Source organism: Levilactobacillus zymae DSM 19395 (genome assembly GCF_001434115.1).
Lineage (GTDB): Bacteria > Bacillota > Bacilli > Lactobacillales > Lactobacillaceae > Levilactobacillus > Levilactobacillus zymae.
On the sequence record NZ_AZDW01000058.1, the window covers coordinates 1 to 17058 of the forward strand.

Annotated in this window: 12 protein-coding genes and 1 riboswitch; of the genes, 8 read left to right on the forward strand and 4 right to left on the reverse strand. The window is 55.8% G+C overall.

Annotated elements, in window-relative coordinates:
• The 3 genes from FD38_RS12000 to FD38_RS12010 form a co-directional block, all read left to right on the forward strand.
• Positions 1 to 266 (forward strand): RNA-guided endonuclease InsQ/TnpB family protein (locus tag FD38_RS12000; RefSeq protein WP_157058832.1); only part of this gene is annotated, 266 nt, incomplete at its 5' end.
• Positions 267 to 499: 233 nt separating this feature from the next.
• On the forward strand, positions 500 to 2020 hold the full coding sequence (locus FD38_RS12005; RefSeq protein ID WP_057734496.1) for an MFS transporter: 1521 nt from the start codon (positions 500 to 502) through the stop codon (positions 2018 to 2020).
• Between the two features lie 434 nt (positions 2021 to 2454).
• Positions 2455 to 6369, forward strand: a complete 3915-nt coding sequence (locus FD38_RS12010) for a MucBP domain-containing protein (RefSeq protein WP_057734497.1) — start codon at positions 2455 to 2457, stop codon at positions 6367 to 6369.
• 74 nt (positions 6370 to 6443) lie between these two features.
• On the opposite strand, the gene FD38_RS12015 is transcribed toward FD38_RS12010, so the two are convergent.
• The 3 genes from FD38_RS12015 to FD38_RS12025 all read right to left on the reverse strand — a co-directional run bounded on the left by FD38_RS12015 (position 6444) and on the right by FD38_RS12025 (position 9980).
• Positions 6444 to 7445, reverse strand: coding sequence for a choloylglycine hydrolase family protein (locus tag FD38_RS12015; protein WP_057734498.1), 1002 nt, complete (start codon positions 7443 to 7445; stop codon positions 6444 to 6446).
• Positions 7446 to 7674: 229 nt separating this feature from the next.
• The gene (locus FD38_RS12020) at positions 7675 to 8775 is read right to left on the reverse strand and encodes a family 20 glycosylhydrolase (protein ID WP_057734499.1); all 1101 of its coding nucleotides are present in this window, start codon (positions 8773 to 8775) and stop codon (positions 7675 to 7677) included.
• A 173-nt stretch (positions 8776 to 8948) separates the two neighbouring features.
• Entirely contained in the window at positions 8949 to 9980 is a 1032-nt protein-coding gene (locus tag FD38_RS12025) for an SDR family oxidoreductase (protein ID WP_057734500.1), read from the reverse strand.
• A 138-nt stretch (positions 9981 to 10118) separates the two neighbouring features.
• On the opposite strand from FD38_RS12025, the gene FD38_RS12030 reads away from it, so the two are divergent.
• The 4 genes from FD38_RS12030 (at position 10119) to FD38_RS12045 (ending at position 15394) form a co-directional block, all read left to right on the forward strand.
• Positions 10119 to 10676, forward strand: a complete 558-nt coding sequence (locus tag FD38_RS12030) for a TetR/AcrR family transcriptional regulator (RefSeq protein WP_057734501.1) — start codon at positions 10119 to 10121, stop codon at positions 10674 to 10676.
• Between the two features lie 347 nt (positions 10677 to 11023).
• Complete coding sequence (locus FD38_RS12035; RefSeq protein WP_057734503.1) at positions 11024 to 11725, forward strand: ABC transporter ATP-binding protein; 702 nt, start codon at positions 11024 to 11026, stop codon at positions 11723 to 11725.
• 10 nt (positions 11726 to 11735) lie between these two features.
• Complete coding sequence (locus FD38_RS12040; RefSeq protein WP_057734505.1) at positions 11736 to 14309, forward strand: ABC transporter permease; 2574 nt, start codon at positions 11736 to 11738, stop codon at positions 14307 to 14309.
• Positions 14310 to 14416: 107 nt separating this feature from the next.
• Positions 14417 to 15394: an aldo/keto reductase gene (locus tag FD38_RS12045; protein WP_057734507.1), complete on the forward strand. Its 978-nt coding sequence runs from the start codon at positions 14417 to 14419 to the stop codon at positions 15392 to 15394.
• A 70-nt stretch (positions 15395 to 15464) separates the two neighbouring features.
• On the opposite strand, the gene map is transcribed toward FD38_RS12045, so the two are convergent.
• A complete protein-coding gene (map, locus tag FD38_RS12050; RefSeq protein ID WP_057734509.1) occupies positions 15465 to 16259 on the reverse strand; it encodes a type I methionyl aminopeptidase in 795 nt (264 codons plus the stop codon).
• Positions 16260 to 16489: 230 nt separating this feature from the next.
• Between map and FD38_RS12055 the strand changes: the two genes are divergently transcribed.
• On the forward strand, positions 16490 to 16771 hold the full coding sequence (locus FD38_RS12055; RefSeq protein ID WP_057734513.1) for a hypothetical protein: 282 nt from the start codon (positions 16490 to 16492) through the stop codon (positions 16769 to 16771).
• A 131-nt stretch (positions 16772 to 16902) separates the two neighbouring features.
• Positions 16903 to 17040, forward strand: a riboswitch (FMN riboswitch).
• Positions 17041 to 17058 lie beyond the last annotated feature (18 nt).

Sequence of the window (17058 nt, forward strand, 5' to 3'; positions counted from 1 at the left end):
ATCATCACCTGGCCAAGTCAATTGCCAATGCGAGTTGGTACCAGTTTCGAACCATGTTAGCTTACAAGTGCCAGTGGTATGGTAAGCAGCTCATTGTGGTGAACCCCAACTATACTAGTCAGCAATGCGCTAGCTGTGGGTATCAAAGTGGTCAGAAACCGCTCGAAATTCGCGAATGGACTTGTCCAAAGTGTGGGACACACCACGATCGTGATATCAATGCGGCCGTTAATATCTTACATAGAGGGCTAAAAACGGCCCAATAAAGTCTATCAGGCTAGGGACTAGCCTTGGTAAAAGAGTTGAGTTCTGTGAGTTAGGTACTCGGCATACCGACATAACGGCCTAAACACTCCTCAATGTTCCCAGAAGCTCGGTCGTTTACGGCCGAGTAGTTCACTTAACAACGAAACCCCTTACACTCAGGAGAAGTTATTGACAAGCAATTGCTTGCCGGACTAACATTTTAAGTGTTGTATTCTTTTGCACTTATTCTTAAATGAGTTCATTGAGGGGAAGAAGATTAGTGAGTCGAAATCGGAAAATTATTATCACGTTTGCCTTACTGCTGTCGAACGCCATGGCGGGGCTGGACGGGACCATCATCAACACGGCACTGCCGGCCATCGTCAGTGACCTGCACGGGATTCAGTACATGGGGTGGATCGTGGCCATCTTCCTATTAGGGATGGCCGTCGCCACGCCGCTGTGGAGTAAGTTCGGTGAACGGAAGGGCAATAAATGTGCGTACATCACGGCGACCACGGTATTTGCCGTGGGGGCACTGTTTCAAGGACTAGCCAGTAACATTACCTGGTTCATTATTGCCCGGGGAATAATGGGGTTAGGTGCTGGGGGAATGAGTACCATTCCCTTCATCATCTACGCCCAATTGTTCGAAAATTTGAAACGGCGCGCGCAGGTGATTGGCATCACCTCGGCCAGTTTCAGTACCGCGTCGATTATTGGCCCGCTCTTCGGGGGCTGGATCGTCGACACCTTCAGCTGGCACTGGGTCTTTTACGTCAACCTACCGCTGGCGTTAGTCTCCGTGGGAATCGTCGCGCTCTTCTTTAAATCGACGCGCGAACGGAACCAACAACCGGTGGATTATCAAGGCTCGGTCCTGATGGTCTTAGGCTTAGTAGCCATCCTGACGGGTATTCAGTTGCTGGGCACCCAACCGCTGGGCTGGACCGTTGGCCTGGTCGTCGTGGGTGTAGGTCTCTTGGGCTGGATGCACCGAGTGGAAAACCGAGTCACGGACCCCATCGTTCCCAACCGGTTGTTTCGCAATTCCAAGTTAGTCATCGATCTGATCATCTTCGCCGTCCTCTGGGGCGCGTTTGTGGCCTTTAACATCTACGTGCCGATGTGGGCGCAGGGAATCATGGGCCTTAGCGCACTGATTGGGGGCATGACGCAGATTCCCGGCTCCATCGCTAACTTTATCGGTTCTGAATTGGCGCCGGCCGTCCAACCTAAAATTGGGCGGTACGGGGTACTGGCCATGGGGACCCTGACGTTTCTGGTGACCTTCATCGGGATGAGTTGGGTCGCCCAAACGGCTAGTTACACCTTTCTATTGGTGATGGGGGCCTTTAACGGGTTTGGTATCGGGGTCTGCTTCACCACTCTCCAGGTCGCCGTTCAAAGTGACGTGGCCACAAACGACGTGCCAATCGCCACCTCGTTTGCCTACCTGGTCCGGATCCTAAGCCAGACCTTCATGTCCTCGATTTACGGGGTCGTGTTGAGTAAGGCTCTGGCCGCCGGCGTCCAAGCCAATCACGGGCGCATCACCATGGGCATGCTGAACAAGCTGACCAATTCGCAAACGGCGAGTGGGCTCCCGGCTAAATTATTACCGGCCATGCGCACCATCCTGTATCAGGGGATGCACAACATCATGGTGCTGGCGTTAGTCTTGGTCCTGGTCATCGTCGTGTTGATCAGTACGCTCTTGATTCGACAACACCGCGCCGCGCGGACGATGAAACGTCAACGAAATGCCGCTTAAAAAATAGCCGTCAAGTTCAAACGAGCTTGACGGCTATTTGCATCTAAGGATGATAAAAACCCGGGAAATAATCGGGTTAAATTTCCCCACAAGTGCATTGGTCGAATCGTTGACCGGTGCACTTTTATTTTGTGTAATTATCGGATGGTTAACGATAGGAATTTTAATTAACAGCCACAAGCATTTATCCAAATTAGCGGACGTGTAACCAGACATAATAAGTCGAGTTAATCAATCATCCTTACCATTAATCCCTGATATTAAAGGGATAGTTAAAGAGTATGGCGATATATCAGTTGTTGTAAAGTTTAGTCTGTGGCTAAACCTTAAGAACGATGTTATACTGAGATTATTATATGATTAATGCTTTTATTTTCGGATAAAAATGGCTAAGTTTAATGCCTGGCAAGACCAGACTTGAGGGGGAACTCATTTTGAATACGAAAAAGTTATTATCAAAAAAGATGCGGCAGAATCGTTGGGTTCTGACCAGTGCGGCAGCCATGACGTTAGCGTTCATGAGTTTGGGGGGCACGGTCGCTCATGCGGAGACGACCGAAAATGACAACGGTTCCAACGAAACCACGACCACCACGACCTCAACCACGCAATCGTCTGAAGTCACCTTGTCCAACCCGACGACCGAACCCACGCAGGAACCGGCGACGACTGAATCGACCGCGGAAAAGTCGGTGACCGACCCAACCGGCAACGACCCGGTGACGACCGAAAAGTCAACCGCTGAACCAACGACTACGGAACCGGCCACGACCGAATCCACGCCGGACGTTTCGACGGATGAACCGACGACCGAAGACAACGACCCGGTCACGGACCCAACCACGACGGACCCGGAAACACCGGCAGAATCGGCCACGGACCCAGTTAAGGCACCGGAAGAAAGCACGATGGAAAAAGCCACGACAGAAGAAACCACGACGCCACCGGTGGAGGAGACCACGGTCACGAAATCAACCGATGATCAGTCACCCGAACCCGTTAACGATGCGGCGACGGCCGGTAAGACCATGATGGCGGCTAAGGCCGCGATGGCCCCAGTGGCGGAGACGGCGGCCTTGACGGACGCGGCCGAATCAATCGACGAGTGGATGCCCAACAAGAAATTACAAGATTTAGTCTTGAAGACGTTACAAAAGAATAACCCGGGGCGGACTTGGAACAGTGCCGCGGATATCACGCAGGAAGATATGGCACTGCTCACGAGATTGAGTGGTGATGATGAAACCTACCTGGGCGAAGGCGTTGATTACTCCTTAGAGGGACTACAGTACGCGACTAACCTGCAATACTTGCTGTTACAATCACGGCAGACCACGGCCTATTATGGGGGCATTGTCGACTTATCACCACTTGCGGACCTTCAAAATTTGACGGAACTACAATTAACAGGTAACCGGATTAAGGACGTAACCCCACTGGCGGGGCTGAAGAACCTGAAGTCTCTGGGTCTAACGTTGAACGAAATTGGGGACTTTTCACCCCTGAAGGATAACCAATACACCTCCTTTTACGGGGGCCAACAGGTGATCTATTTACCGTCAATTCTGGTGAATAGCGTGACCAGAACGGCCCATCTTGATGGGGGGTATAAGCTCCAGGATGGGACTACGGTTGCATTGACTGGAAGGTCAATTGCGGTACCAGTCATATTCAACGATAAAACGAATCAATTCACTTACAAGTTCTACTTCATTGGGGGCAACGCCGTACAGGCTAGCGATGGGGGCCTAGACTTTAACACGGTTCAAGATCCAGACGCCTACGACCCAATCACGACGTACCCGGGCGCGATAGTAGTTCCCGTGGACCATTACTACTACCTCACTGGTGCTTACGTTGAGGATGGGACTACGTATTTCTACGTCATTCAACCGTACGAATTAGCCAATCCGGCCGCGACCGTAACGGCGAAATATCAAGATGAACAAGGTAATGAGATTGCGCCGAGTGTCGTTTTGAACCAGGATCAAGAACAACTCGTAGGGGCGACCTATACCACGACGGCCGCGGCCGTTGACGGGTACACCCTTAAGGAAACGACCGGGGCGCCCGTCACCGGGACCTACGCGGCCACGGCCCAGACCGTCATCTACGTGTACACCCGCGACCAGGGGACGGTCACGGTGCACTACGTCGATGACCAAGGCAACGTATTACAGGACCCACTGACGGTCACCGGGAATCAGGGTGAAAACTACACCACGGAAGCCGCGGACATCCCGTACTACACGCTGACCACGACGCCGGCGAACGCGACCGGGGTTTACGGTAAAGACCCCGTCAGCGTGACCTACGTTTACACTCGCGACCAGGGGACCATCACGGTGCACTACGTCGATGACCAGGGTAACGTGTTACAGGACCCGCTAACGGTTACCGGCAATCAGGGTGAAAACTACACCACGGAAGCCGCGGACATCCCGTATTACACGTTGACCACGACGCCGGCGAACGCCACCGGAGTTTACGGTAAAGACCCCGTCAGTGTGACTTACGTTTACACGCGGGACCAAGGAACGATTACGGTGCACTACGTCGATGACCAGGGCAACGTCTTACAAGACCCCGTAACGATTACTGGCAATCAGGGTGAAAACTACACCACGGAAGCCGCGGATATCCCGTACTACACGCTGACCACGACGCCGGCGAACGCCACCGGAGTTTACGGTAAGGATCCCGTCAGTGTGACTTACGTTTACACGCGCGACCAGGGGACCATCACGGTGCACTACGTCGATGACCAAGGCAACGTATTACAGGACCCACTTACGGTCACCGGTAACCAGGGCGAAAACTACACCACCGAAGCCGCGGACATCCCGTACTACACGCTGACCACGACGCCGGCGAACGCGACCGGGGTTTACGGTAAAGATCCTGTTACCGTGACCTACGTTTACACCCGCGACCAGGGGACGGTCACGGTGCACTACGTCGATGACCAGGGCAACGTGTTACAGGACCCGCTAACGGTCACCGGGAATCAGGGTGAAAATTACACCACCGAAGCGGCCGATATTCCGTACTACACGCTGACCACGACACCAGCGAACGCGACCGGAGTTTACGGTAAGGATCCCGTCAGCGTGACCTACGTTTACACGCGCGACCAAGGGACTGTCCTCGTCCACTACGTTGATGCGCAGGGGAACGCCTTGAAGACGCCGGTGACCTTGACCGGCAATCAGGGCGACGCCTACACGACCGAAGCCGCGGATATCCCGTACTACACGTTGACCACCACGCCAGCCAACGCCACGGGGACTTACGGTTCGGACACGATTAACGTCACCTACGTTTACACGCAGGACCAAGGCACGGTGACCGTCCACTACGTCGATGCGCAGGGCAATAGCCTTAAAGACGCCCTCACGATGACCGGCAATCAGGGCGACACCTACACCACGGAAGCCGCGGAGATTCCGTATTACACGCTGAGCACCACGCCAACGAACGCCACTGGGGTTTACGGTAAAGAGGCTGTCATCGTCACCTACGTTTACACGCGGGACCAAGGAACCGTCACCACGCACTACGTCGATGAAGACGGCAACGTCTTACAAGCGGCCACGACCGTCACGGGGAACCAGGGTGACGCCTACACCACCGAAGCGGTCGACATCCCAGGGTACACGTTGACCAGCACACCGGCCAACGCCACCGGGACTTACGGGGCCGCGGCCATCGACGTGACTTACGTTTACCGTAAGGATGCGACCACGCCGGTCACGCCACCAGTGACGACCGGAACGGTCACGGTGCACTACGTTGACGCTCAGGGGAACGTGCTGCAAGCGCCAACCACATTAACGGGGACCGTGGGCGATGCCTACACCACTACGGCCGCTACGATTGCCGGTTACCAACTGACCACGACGCCGGCGAACGCTAGCGGGACCTACACGGCGGGAAATCAAGACGTGACCTACGTGTACACCCAGATGGATGAACAAGGCGGCGGTGGCGACACCGTTGATCCGGAACAACCAACGAAGCCGACTGACCCGACGAAACCGACGACGCCAACCACGACAAAACCGGATCAGGTCACGACCGGGGGGTCGGCGGATACCGCTGCGGGGAATCAACGGCCAGCCGCCGTTACCGCACCGCGGGCCCAACAGTTGGCGACCGACCGGACCACGCGCACCGCAGCTGGCACCCCAACCAACCAGTCGCGGCTGACCGCGGACCAACCGACGACGGATGCCACCAAATTACCACAAACCGACGAACAGGCCGCACCAACGGGCTGGTTAGCCGGGGGCTTAGGCCTACTGCTGAGCTTACTGGGCTTAGCTGGTTGGCGGAAGAAATCGGAATAATCGTTTAACCATTTAGATACTCAAAAATGCGCCTCACGAGTAATTGTCGTGGGGCGCATTTTTTGAGCTGGCGGTTAGTCCGCCACGGTATCGGGGGCTAAATTTTGAATGTGGACCTGATGACTAATGGGGTATTCCCGGGGTGCGTCCAGGTGGGCTAACAAGTCGTCGGTCAACGCCACTCGCTGGAGAACCAGGTTATCATAGGGTTCCATGTAGTACGCCCGTTCGTCTAGGCTCATGTACCCGCGGTATTCGGTGTAGTCGCTTTGGCCGTTTTCCTTGAGCTTGACGCCCTTGGGAATCGTGACCGAATTTAAAATATGCTGGAGAAGGTTCAACGAATCGGCGACGTTATGGGTCGGCGCGGCGTAATTTTTCAGGAAGGTGGTCCGCACGAACCGCGATGGTGACGTGAAATCACCGGGTAACCCCAGCGCACCGGTGCCGGGCCCCTGGGTGGCAAGCGCGTGGCCCATCAGTGGCGTTAATGGCCGTTCCTGGTTAGTCAGGGTGCCATAGGTGCTGAGGTTTTGGAGCTGCCAGGCCAGGTCGGGTGAGTTGGTCATCACGCCCACGGGGTCATCGATCAGCTGGAGCTCGCCGCCCTGCGGTTCCAGTAACATGGTCTTGCCGGTGGTATCGCTGATGATGAAGTGCAGGGGTGGGACCGCCCCGATGAAGTCGGTCGGTTGGTTGATCAAGGCAATCTGTTCGACCTTCTCGGCTAAGTCGTCGACGCTGGCGGCGTTGCCTAGCGCCCAGGCCACGAAGTCTTGCGGGGCCAAGCCGAGTTTATCGGCCGGGGTGTCGTCGTAATAGTAGACATTTCCCGGGAAATACAGGGTGGCGACCCCCACGCCACACTCGTTGACCCCGTCGGTGTACATCTCGTGACCTAAGAGGCGCCCGGCGCCCACGAACCCGTATTTAGTGGTGTATTCGCCGGCGTCCCCGGCCACCACGCGGTTGCGCGGCATGACCATGATGCGGGCCTTGAAATCGAGATCGAAGTCCATGGTCCGAGCCAAGAAATGATCCCCTCGACTGTTTTTGTAAGTTAAACTAGTACACATCAAAACCATCTCATTTCTTTTAGTAGTTGCCCTCATTCTAAGGCCACCGGGAAAAAATGATGGTTGATTGGCTAATTAATTGCGCCAATAGTAAGTCGATTATTTGAACTGGTGTGTCGGGGCGTGGTTATGGGGCCGAAACGTTATGTCTCCGGGTCGCGGTTCCGGAGGGCGGTTGGTTAAATCACTGGGACAACGACAAACGGCAGCCCCTGCGGCTGCCGTTTGCTTACTTCAACTGAAAATACGTGGTCAAGAAGGGCCGTGTCTTCTGGTAGACCTGGGCTTGTGAATAGGTCTTCTTTCCGTCGCCCCAGATAGAAATGGCCGAGCCGATGTTCTTAGCGCTGGTGGCTAAATCCTGATGGCTAGTCTTGTCCCAGACCTGGACCGTCCAGTTACGGGTCAGATCTTGTTGCCAATAGGTCACGTTGGCGGGGACGAAGGTCTTGGGCCGGGTGATGACGTAGAGGTACCAAAGGTTGGCGTTGATGGTTTGAAACCCGGCCGCGTTGAGCTGGGGTAGCGTCGCCCGAATTTGCCGGTGGGCTTGAATCAGCTTGGCGTCGTTGGTTTCCCCGTCGTAGCTCCAGTAGGTGACCAAAATATTGTGGTCGAGCTTGGGTAAATCAGCGCGCATCAACCCGTCGTTCCACATACTGGTCTTGAGCCCCTTGCGGTTGAGGTAGCGGTTTAACCCGTTGGTATAGCTGACCGCCGTGGGCTGGGTGGCCTTGGTGGTACTGCTGTACTCGTCGCCACCGATGGCCAGGTGTTGGCCCCGGTAGAGGAGGCCGGTGTATTCACCCAATAGTGATTTGACGAAACGCTGGGTTTGACTGACGTGGAGGTTCAGTTCGTTGCCGTGGGCGATTTGCTGCGCCAGCTTGCGGTTTGCCTTACTCGACGTTTTAAGGAGCTTGATCAGCGCCGTCGTGTGCCCGGGTGTATCGATCTCCGGAATCACTTCGACGTGGCGTTGGTGCCCGTAGACCACTAAAGCCCGCAACTGTTTCTTGCTCAAGAAGGCTAGCTTGGTCTTCCGGTTGTAGTAGACGTCGCCCTTCTTTTTCGCGGCCTTGACGGTCTGGCCGAGCTTGGCACTTTCCACGCCGTAGCGGCTGTCGTCGGTCAGATGGAGCTGTAAAAAGGTGCCGCCGCCCGCGTGAATCTCGCGAATGAATTTTTTGATGGTGGTCACGGAATAGTACTGCCGCGCGTTGTCCAGGATCAACCCCTTGGACTTGGTGGCGGCCTGAGCGGTCGGAACACCCAGACTAAGCGTGAGGGCCAGGGTGATGAGGCCCAGCCAAATGTGCCAATGACGCATTCCAATCCCCTCGTTTCATAGTGTTTACCATTAAATATACGAGTTTCCAGGTGGTTTGACCACGCATTAGCTCACGGGACGTAAAAGAGACCGGTTGTGGGATTAGAAACATCGGTGGCCTAACGCCAAAACCGGCCCATCAGGTGTCATCTGACGGGCCGGTTTTAATGAGATTATTTGACGATGCCCAGGTCGATCATGGACTGGGCCGTGGCGAGGATGGCGGTCTTGGCGGAGCGGGGGTGCCAGTTGAGCAGCGTCTGGGCCTTGTGGTTGCTGGTGCCGGCGTACCGGCCCACGATGGACGCAATCATCCGCAGTTGCGGGTTGGCGACGGCCGCGGCTTTGACGGCTAAGTTGGGGATGATCTTAGTCGGTAAGTTGGCTGCGTATTGCGGGAAGGCGTCCCGTAAAAGATTGGCGACGTCGAGCATCGATAAGGTCTCGCCGGTCGTGGCCAGGAAACGTTGCCCGTTGGCCTGGGGACTGGTCATGGCCAGCAGGTGCAGGCTGGCGACGTCGCGCACGTCCACGTAACCGGAATCGACGTGCGGGACGGCCTTGACCTGACCTTCGAGGAGCTGTTGAATTTGCACGTTGGAGTGGGAGTACTTGGCCGATAAGACGGGACCCATCACGCCGACCGGATTCACGGCGGCAAGTTCGAGGCCCTGGCCTTCTTCACGGATGAATTGCCAAGTGGCTTGTTCGGCTAACGTCTTGGACTTTTGGTAGGGGTGAATGTTTTTGGCGGACAGGTCGGACCAGTCTTCTTCGGTATAGGGGGTGGTTCGGTGCGGGTGGCCGGCGAAAATGGCACCGTAGGCCGAGGTCAGCACCACGCGCTTGACTCCGGCGTCGCGGGCGGCCCGAAGTACGCGGCGGACGCCGTCGACGGCCGGGCGAATCATCTCGTCTTCGTGCTTGAAATTCAGTTTCGGGGTGGGCGAGGCCACGTGAATCGCGTAGGTGGCACCGGCCATGACCTGGTCCCAGTGCGTGTCACTGCCTAGGTCGGCGGCAACGACGTCAAGGTCGCTGAAGTCGGTGATGCCGCCGTTGGTCAGCATGTCTTCGATAACGGCACGTTTGGCCAGGTTCCGGACCGTGGCCCGGACCGCGTAGCCCCGTTGCAGGAGTTGTAAGATGATGTGAATGGCGATGAAGCCGCTGCCGCCGGTAACGCTCACGAGTTGTTTTTGCATGGAAAATTCCTCCAGTTTTTTAGTTAAATCAGATTTAGTTTTGTGTGACACTTGTAACGTCTGTGACCAGACTATACAATGGACTTAGCCCGAAAACAAGCGACTACTGGGCATCTGTGACAGAACGGAGGAATTGTTATGGCAGCGACCCAACACGCTCAACAACTGAAACAGGACTCGCAAACGTACCTGACCACGGCACTTTTGCAGTTATTGGAAACGCACGACTTGAACACCATCAGCGTCACCCAGGTGGTCAAACGCGCGGGGGTCAGTCGAATGGCCTTTTACCGCAACTTTGAAACGCTCGACGACCTCTTAGCGGCGTACTTTCGGCCTAAGCTGACCGCGCGTTTCAACGATGTGGTCAACGGCGTCCCGCAGGCCGAAAAACTAGCGGCGATGGGTCAGTTTTTCCAGGAGCTGGCGCCGACCCTGCAGCTGGCCACCCAACGAGGATTTGAGGAGATTATTCGGCAGGTGTTTAACCAGAATATGGAGGCTTTTTACCAGACCACTTTGGCGGAGACGCCCCTAACGCCGGTACAGCGGCGCTACTGGACTAAGTTCATGAGTGCCGGGGTTTACGCGATTTGGCGCGAGTGGCTGTTGACCGGGCAACGTGAGTCGTTGACCACGATTCACGGGTTGATTGCGGGGTTTCAGACGCAGACCATGGCGAGTCTGCGGGCCTAGGAGCGTTTCCCTCTTAGAATGGTTATTTACTGGCAATTAGTTGACCATAATCGAGTTGCCGCTATAACCAATATAGGCTGGAGGGTCAGTCAGAAATGGGCTCAGGGGTGTCGTTTGTCTTAGTCGACGTTTTTCAGCCGACTTAGACAAAGGTCGGTCTTCGAGACCTGGTTTACGGGCTCGAAGCCGTGCCCACCCCGTTCCAGCCCATTTCTGACTGGCCCGGAGGCACTGACACCTCTAGATCAATCTTTTGAGCTGGTCGGCAATGATATCGACCGGCAGGTTTACGGGGGAACGTGCTAAAATGAATTTATGTAACCGGATACACAAAAGGAGGTAGGCACATGGCCTATATCGAAGTCCAACACGCGACCCGCGAGTTTCGCAGCGGCGACCAGACCACGGTGGCCAACCGCGACATCTCGTTTACCGTGGACCAAGGCGCCGTGGTGACCATTCTGGGACCCAGCGGCGCCGGAAAATCCACGCTACTCAATATTCTTGGGGGGATGGACTCGCCCACCAGTGGTCGCGTCTTGATCGACGGGGTAGACATCGCCCAGTTTTCTCCAAAACAACTTACGACCTACCGGCGTCAAGCCGTCGGGTTCGTGTTTCAGTTCTATAACCTGATTCCTAACCTGACCGCCCGCGAGAACGTCGAACTGGCTTCCCAGATCACCCAGGACGCCAGAGACGTCGACGACACGCTGGCGTTGGTGGGGCTCCAGGACCGCGCGCAAAACTTTCCCGCTCAGTTGTCTGGTGGGGAGCAGCAACGCGTGGCCATCGCCCGCGCCGTCGCCAAGAACCCGAAACTCTTGCTGTGCGACGAACCCACGGGGGCGCTGGATTACCAGACCGGTAAGCAGGTCTTGCAGGTGATCCAAGACGCCGCTAAACAGACCGCGACCACGGTGATCATCGTGACCCACAACAGTGCCATCGCGCAGATGGGTGACCTGGTGATTCGAATCAACGACGCGCAGATTCAGTCGATCACGCCCAACGCGCACCCGACGCCGCTGGCCGAGATTGAATGGTAGGTGATGAAGCATGACACCAGCCTATTTTAAAACCATTTTGCGAGAAATCTGGCGCTCGAAGGCCCGTTTCTGCTCAATCCTAATTATTATTTTTCTGGGCGTGGCCTTCTACACCGGTATCCGGGCGACCGGGCCGGACATGTCCCAAGCCGCAACCCGCTACTACCGGACTCAGCGCCTGGCGACCAACAGCGTGCAATCGACCCTGGGCCTGACCACCGCCGACCTAAAAGCCGTGACCCGACATGCCGGGGTGACCGCGCAGGCCGTACGGTACTTGGATCTCACCCAGCTGAACAATAACCGAGTGGTGCGGGTGACCGAGTTGCCAACCACCCAGAAACTCGACCGTTTGACGGTGACTAGCGGGCGCCTGCCACGGCGGGCCAACGAAATCGTGTTGGACGCCCAGGCCCGGCGCCTGCAGCCGCAACTTAAGGTGGGCGGGACCTACCGTATCGCCAGCACGGCCGCTCAGAACCGCCAGTTGACCCGGCGGACGTTCACCATCGTGGGGTTCGTTAATTCGCCGCGCTACGTGGAAAACGTGGACCGAGGCGTCACCACGATGGGCAAGGGGACCCTGGATTACCTGGCCTACGTGCGGCCGGGCACGTTGAAGTCGCGGGTGATCACCCGCCTGGACGTCAACTTCCAGAACCTGCGCCACGTCACCCCGTATTCGGCGCGCTATAAAAAGCTTAACCGGGCCAACACGCAGCGGCTAAAGACCTGGTTGGCCCCGCAAGCCGGCCAACGTCAAGTCCAGCTGCAAACGCAGGCCACCACGAAATTAGCGCCGCTGAAACGGCAGGTGGCCGCGTTGAGCCAACAACTACCGGCGACCAGTCCGGTCATCACCAAGCTGACGGCCAAGCTCCGGGCCGCTCAGGCGCAGGTCACCGCGATTCCGCGGCCGACCTACCTGTACACGGACCGGACCGATAATCCGGGATACACCGAATATCACGAAAACACGCAACGGGTGGTGGCCTTAGCGACCGTGTTCCCGCTATTCTTCATCGCGATTGCCGCGTTGATCTGTCTGACCACCATGACCCGGATGGTCGAGGAACTGCGCCTACAAATGGGAACGCTCAAGGCCCTGGGATACGGCAACGCCGCGGTCGGCAGCGAGTTCATGCTGTACGGTGGTTTGGCCGCATTGTTGGGGACCGGTTTGGGCGTTCTGTTTGGCGTCAACTTCTTCCCCCGGTTCATCGCCCAGGCGTACGGGAGTATGTACAATCTGCCTGCGATTCAGGTCCAGTACCTCTGGGACGACATCGGGGTCGCCCTAGCGATTGCGCTGGCCTGCACGTTGGGTAGCGCGTGGGTGGTCCTGCGCGTCGACCTACGCAGCCTACCGACGCAACTTCTCCAGCCCAAGGCGCCCAAGGCCGGCAAGACCCTCTGGCTGGAACGCTGGACCGGTCTATGGCGGCGGTTGAGTTTTAACCACAAGATCACGCTACGCAACCTCTTGCGCTACAAGCAACGCCTGTTCATGACGGTGCTGGGCATCGCCGGTTGTATGGCCATGATGATCACCGGTTTTGGCCTGAAGGATTCCATCGGCGACATCAGCACCAAGCAGTTCAACGACCTGTGGCACTACGACGCCATCGTGACCCGGAGCGGGGCGGAAACGGCCGGTCAGCGGCAAGCCCTGCGTCAACCGACCAACTACCGACGCAGCCTGACGCTGAAATCCAGTCAGGTGACGGTCAAGCAGGCCGGGGTGGCGGAACAGACCGTCACCCTGGGGGTCCCGCAGACGCCACGCCAGCTGAACCGGTTCGTGACCTTACGCGACCGGCAAACGCAGCGTAACTACCGCTTGACCGATCACGGCGCCATCATCGACGAGAAGTTAGCCAAGCTGACCCATGTGAAGGTGGGCGACACCCTGGCCTTGAAGGCGGCGGGGCAGACCACCCGGCACGTGAAGGTCGCCGCCATCGCCGAAAACTACATCAACCACTTCGTGTATCTGAGTCCGCGTTACTACCGCCAGGTGTTTCACACCGCACCGACCTATAATAGTAATTTTGTTCAGCTTAACCATACCAGTGAAGCGGCCGGTAACGCCTACGCCAACCGACTGTTGAAGCAGGCGGGCATCGTCAACGTCACGCTGATGCAGACCGAACGCCAAACCAATTTCAAGATGTTCGACAGTATGAATCTCGTGGTCCTGATCTTCGTGATTTCGGCGGGCGCCTTGGCGCTGGTGGTGCTCTACAACCTGACCAACATCAACGTGTCCGAGCGGATTCGCGAGTTGTCGACCATCAAGGTGTTGGGCTTTTACGACAACGAAGTCACCCTCTACATCTTCAGAGAAAACCTGATCCTAACGGTGCTGGGGATTCTGGTGGGCTGTCTGCTGGGGGATGGGCTCCATGCCTACATTCTCCAAACGGCGGAAACCAACGCGCTAATGTTCTCGCCGGGGATTCATCCGGTCAGCTATCTGTACGCGGCGGCGTTGACCTTGGTCTTTAGCCTGCTCGTGATGGGCATCATGCACGTTAAGCTGAAGCGGGTCAACATGTTAGACGCGTTAAAATCAGTCGATTAAATCGCTTGACTTAGAGGCGGCTCTAACTTGTACACTAGGGTCAATCATTAGATGACGGTTTAAATAAATAGAACGATTAACTTTAAGCATGAAGGGAAGAAAAATACATGGAATACCGACAATTTGGGAAGACCGGCTTCAACATTAGCGAAGTGTCGTTAGGCACCTGGCAACTCGGGGGCAAATGGGGCGCCGAATTTAGCGAAAAGGATGCCTTGGATACCTTGGCCGAAGCCTACGACCGCGGCGTGAACTTCTTTGACACCGCCGATGGCTACCAGGGTGGGTTGAGTGAAAAGGCCGTGGGGACGTTCATCAAGACGCACCCCGACGTCCACTTCACCACCAAGCTGGGCCGCAAGGAAGAACCACTATCCTTGGAACACTTTAACCCGGCTCACGTGGACCGCTACGTGAACGAGTCGCTGCAAAACATGGGCGTCGATGCGCTGGACATGGTCCTGTTACACTGCCCACCGACCGACATCTACTACACGCCGGAAACCTTCTTCGAGTTGGATAAACTGAAAAAGGCCGGTAAGATCCGCAACTATGGGGTCAGCGTGGAAAAGGTCGAACAGGCCATCAAGGCCATGGACTACGACATTTCCGCGGTAGAAATCATCTTTAACATGTTCCGGTTGCGGCCGGCCAACCTGTTCTTCGATTTAGCGAAGCAAAATAACATTGGTGTCTTGGCCCGCGTGCCGTTGGCCAGTGGTCTGTTGACCGGGAAGTTTACCGCTGACACCAAGTTCTCCGCGGCCGACCACCGGAACAACAACCGGGACGGCCAACACTTTGACAAGGGCGAAACCTTCTCCGGCGTAGATTACCTGACCGGAGTCAAGGCGGCGGCCGAACTCAAGGAACGGTTGGGCACGGATAACTTGGCGGCCACGGCGCTACGGTACATCTTGATGTACGACGCCGTTTCCGCGGTGATTCCGGGCGCCAGCAACCCGACGCAGATCGAACGCAACACCAGTGCGGCCGAGTTACCGGCACTGAGCGAGGCGCAGATGGCCATCGTGCGTGACGTTTACGATAAATACATTAAGAACCCCGTGGACTACCTCTGGTAACCGACGGGACGCGACAAAACCGGCGTTGCTCTTCTAGCGAGCAGCGCCGGTTTTTTTACAGTTAAATAACTTATTTTAACAGGTACTTGGCATCGAATTCGGGATCTTGGGACGTCAAAATCTTGGGACCGTCCTTGGTGATGGCCAGGGTGTGTTCGTATTGGCACGACAGGGAACCGTCGGCGGACACGTAGTATTCCCAGTTGTCCTTGTCGAGCTTGTCGGTCAGTTCGAAGGTGCCCAGGTTGACCATGGGTTCGATGGTGATGACCATGCCTTCGCGTAACCGAATGCCGTGGCCGGCTTCCCCATAGGCGGGAACGTCGGGTTCTTCGTGCATTTCGGTACCGATGCCGTGGCCAATCAGGTCGCGGACGTCGCCCATGTGGTTCTGGGTTTCGACGTAGTCCTGGATGACCGCGCCGATGTCCCCGATACGGTTACCGATGACGGATTGGTCGATGCCCAGGTACAAGGCCTTCTTGGTGACGTCCATGATGTGCTTGACGTCGTCGCTCACGTCACCGACTGCGTAAGCCCAGCAGGAGTCGGCTTGGTAGCCGTCTAAGGAAACGGTCATGTCGACCTTGACCAAATCGCCGTTCTTTAACAGGCGGCCCTTTTGTGGGGCCATGTGGGCGACTTCATCGTTGATGCTGATGCAGGTGGCGTAGTGGTAACCGTCGACGTCTTTTTCGGACGGGATGGCGCCGTGGTCGGCACAGTATTGCGTGGTAAACTTTTCGATTTCCCAGCTATCGATGCCCGGCTTGATCAAATCGCGCAGGCCGATGTGGATGTTGGCCAGCAGGGTCCCCGCTTCGTTCATCTTTTCAATTTCACGTGGTGACTTAATGGTAATCAATGGAAAACCTCCCTAAAATATTCTCTACGAGTTCAAATGTACACTACTTGGGGCCCGATATCCAGATAATGGCCGGACAAAAACGGCGGCGTGTGAGGAAACTAGCAAGTGTTTCAGGGGGTGAGTTGTCCACTTTAACGAAAGTGGACGTTGTCGACCCTACTTGAAGGGGATAAACTTAGGCAACTGACCCATAATGTCGCGTTTGCAATTTAGGAGAAAAAATCTAAATGAAAAGAATCATAGAGTATGCGTTAATCTTAACGGTGATGCTGGGCGTCTTAGTCTTCACGCTCCAGGGCAAGCCGGCAAGTCATTCAACGTCTCGGATTTTAACGGCCCGGACGAATCCCGATATCAGTAATTATTCGCCCGACAAAACGTACCATCGGGGAGATTTAGTCGTTTCTAGCGGGACGGTCTACCGGGTATTGACCAAGATTGGTCCCGAAAATGCGCAAAAAAACTTGAATCGCTTGGATCCACACTATTTTCAAAAATTAAAGGATTAGCAACGGCCGTTCTCGAGAGGAACGACTTTTTGTTATCAATGATTATTAATAATAAAAAGATGATTAATACTTTGTAAATCCAGGGTTGCGCTCGGAAAATTTCTGCGGTAACCTGACACTAACAACTGAATAGATTTCTTCGGGGCAGGGTGTAATTCCCGACCGACGGTGACAACGTTATGTGGCGTTGAAGTCCGTGACCCGCGTTTAGCGGTGGACCCAGTGTGAGTCTGGGACCGACAGTAAAGTCTGGATGGGAGAAGAAAAAATTCGATTTTCGACCTGAT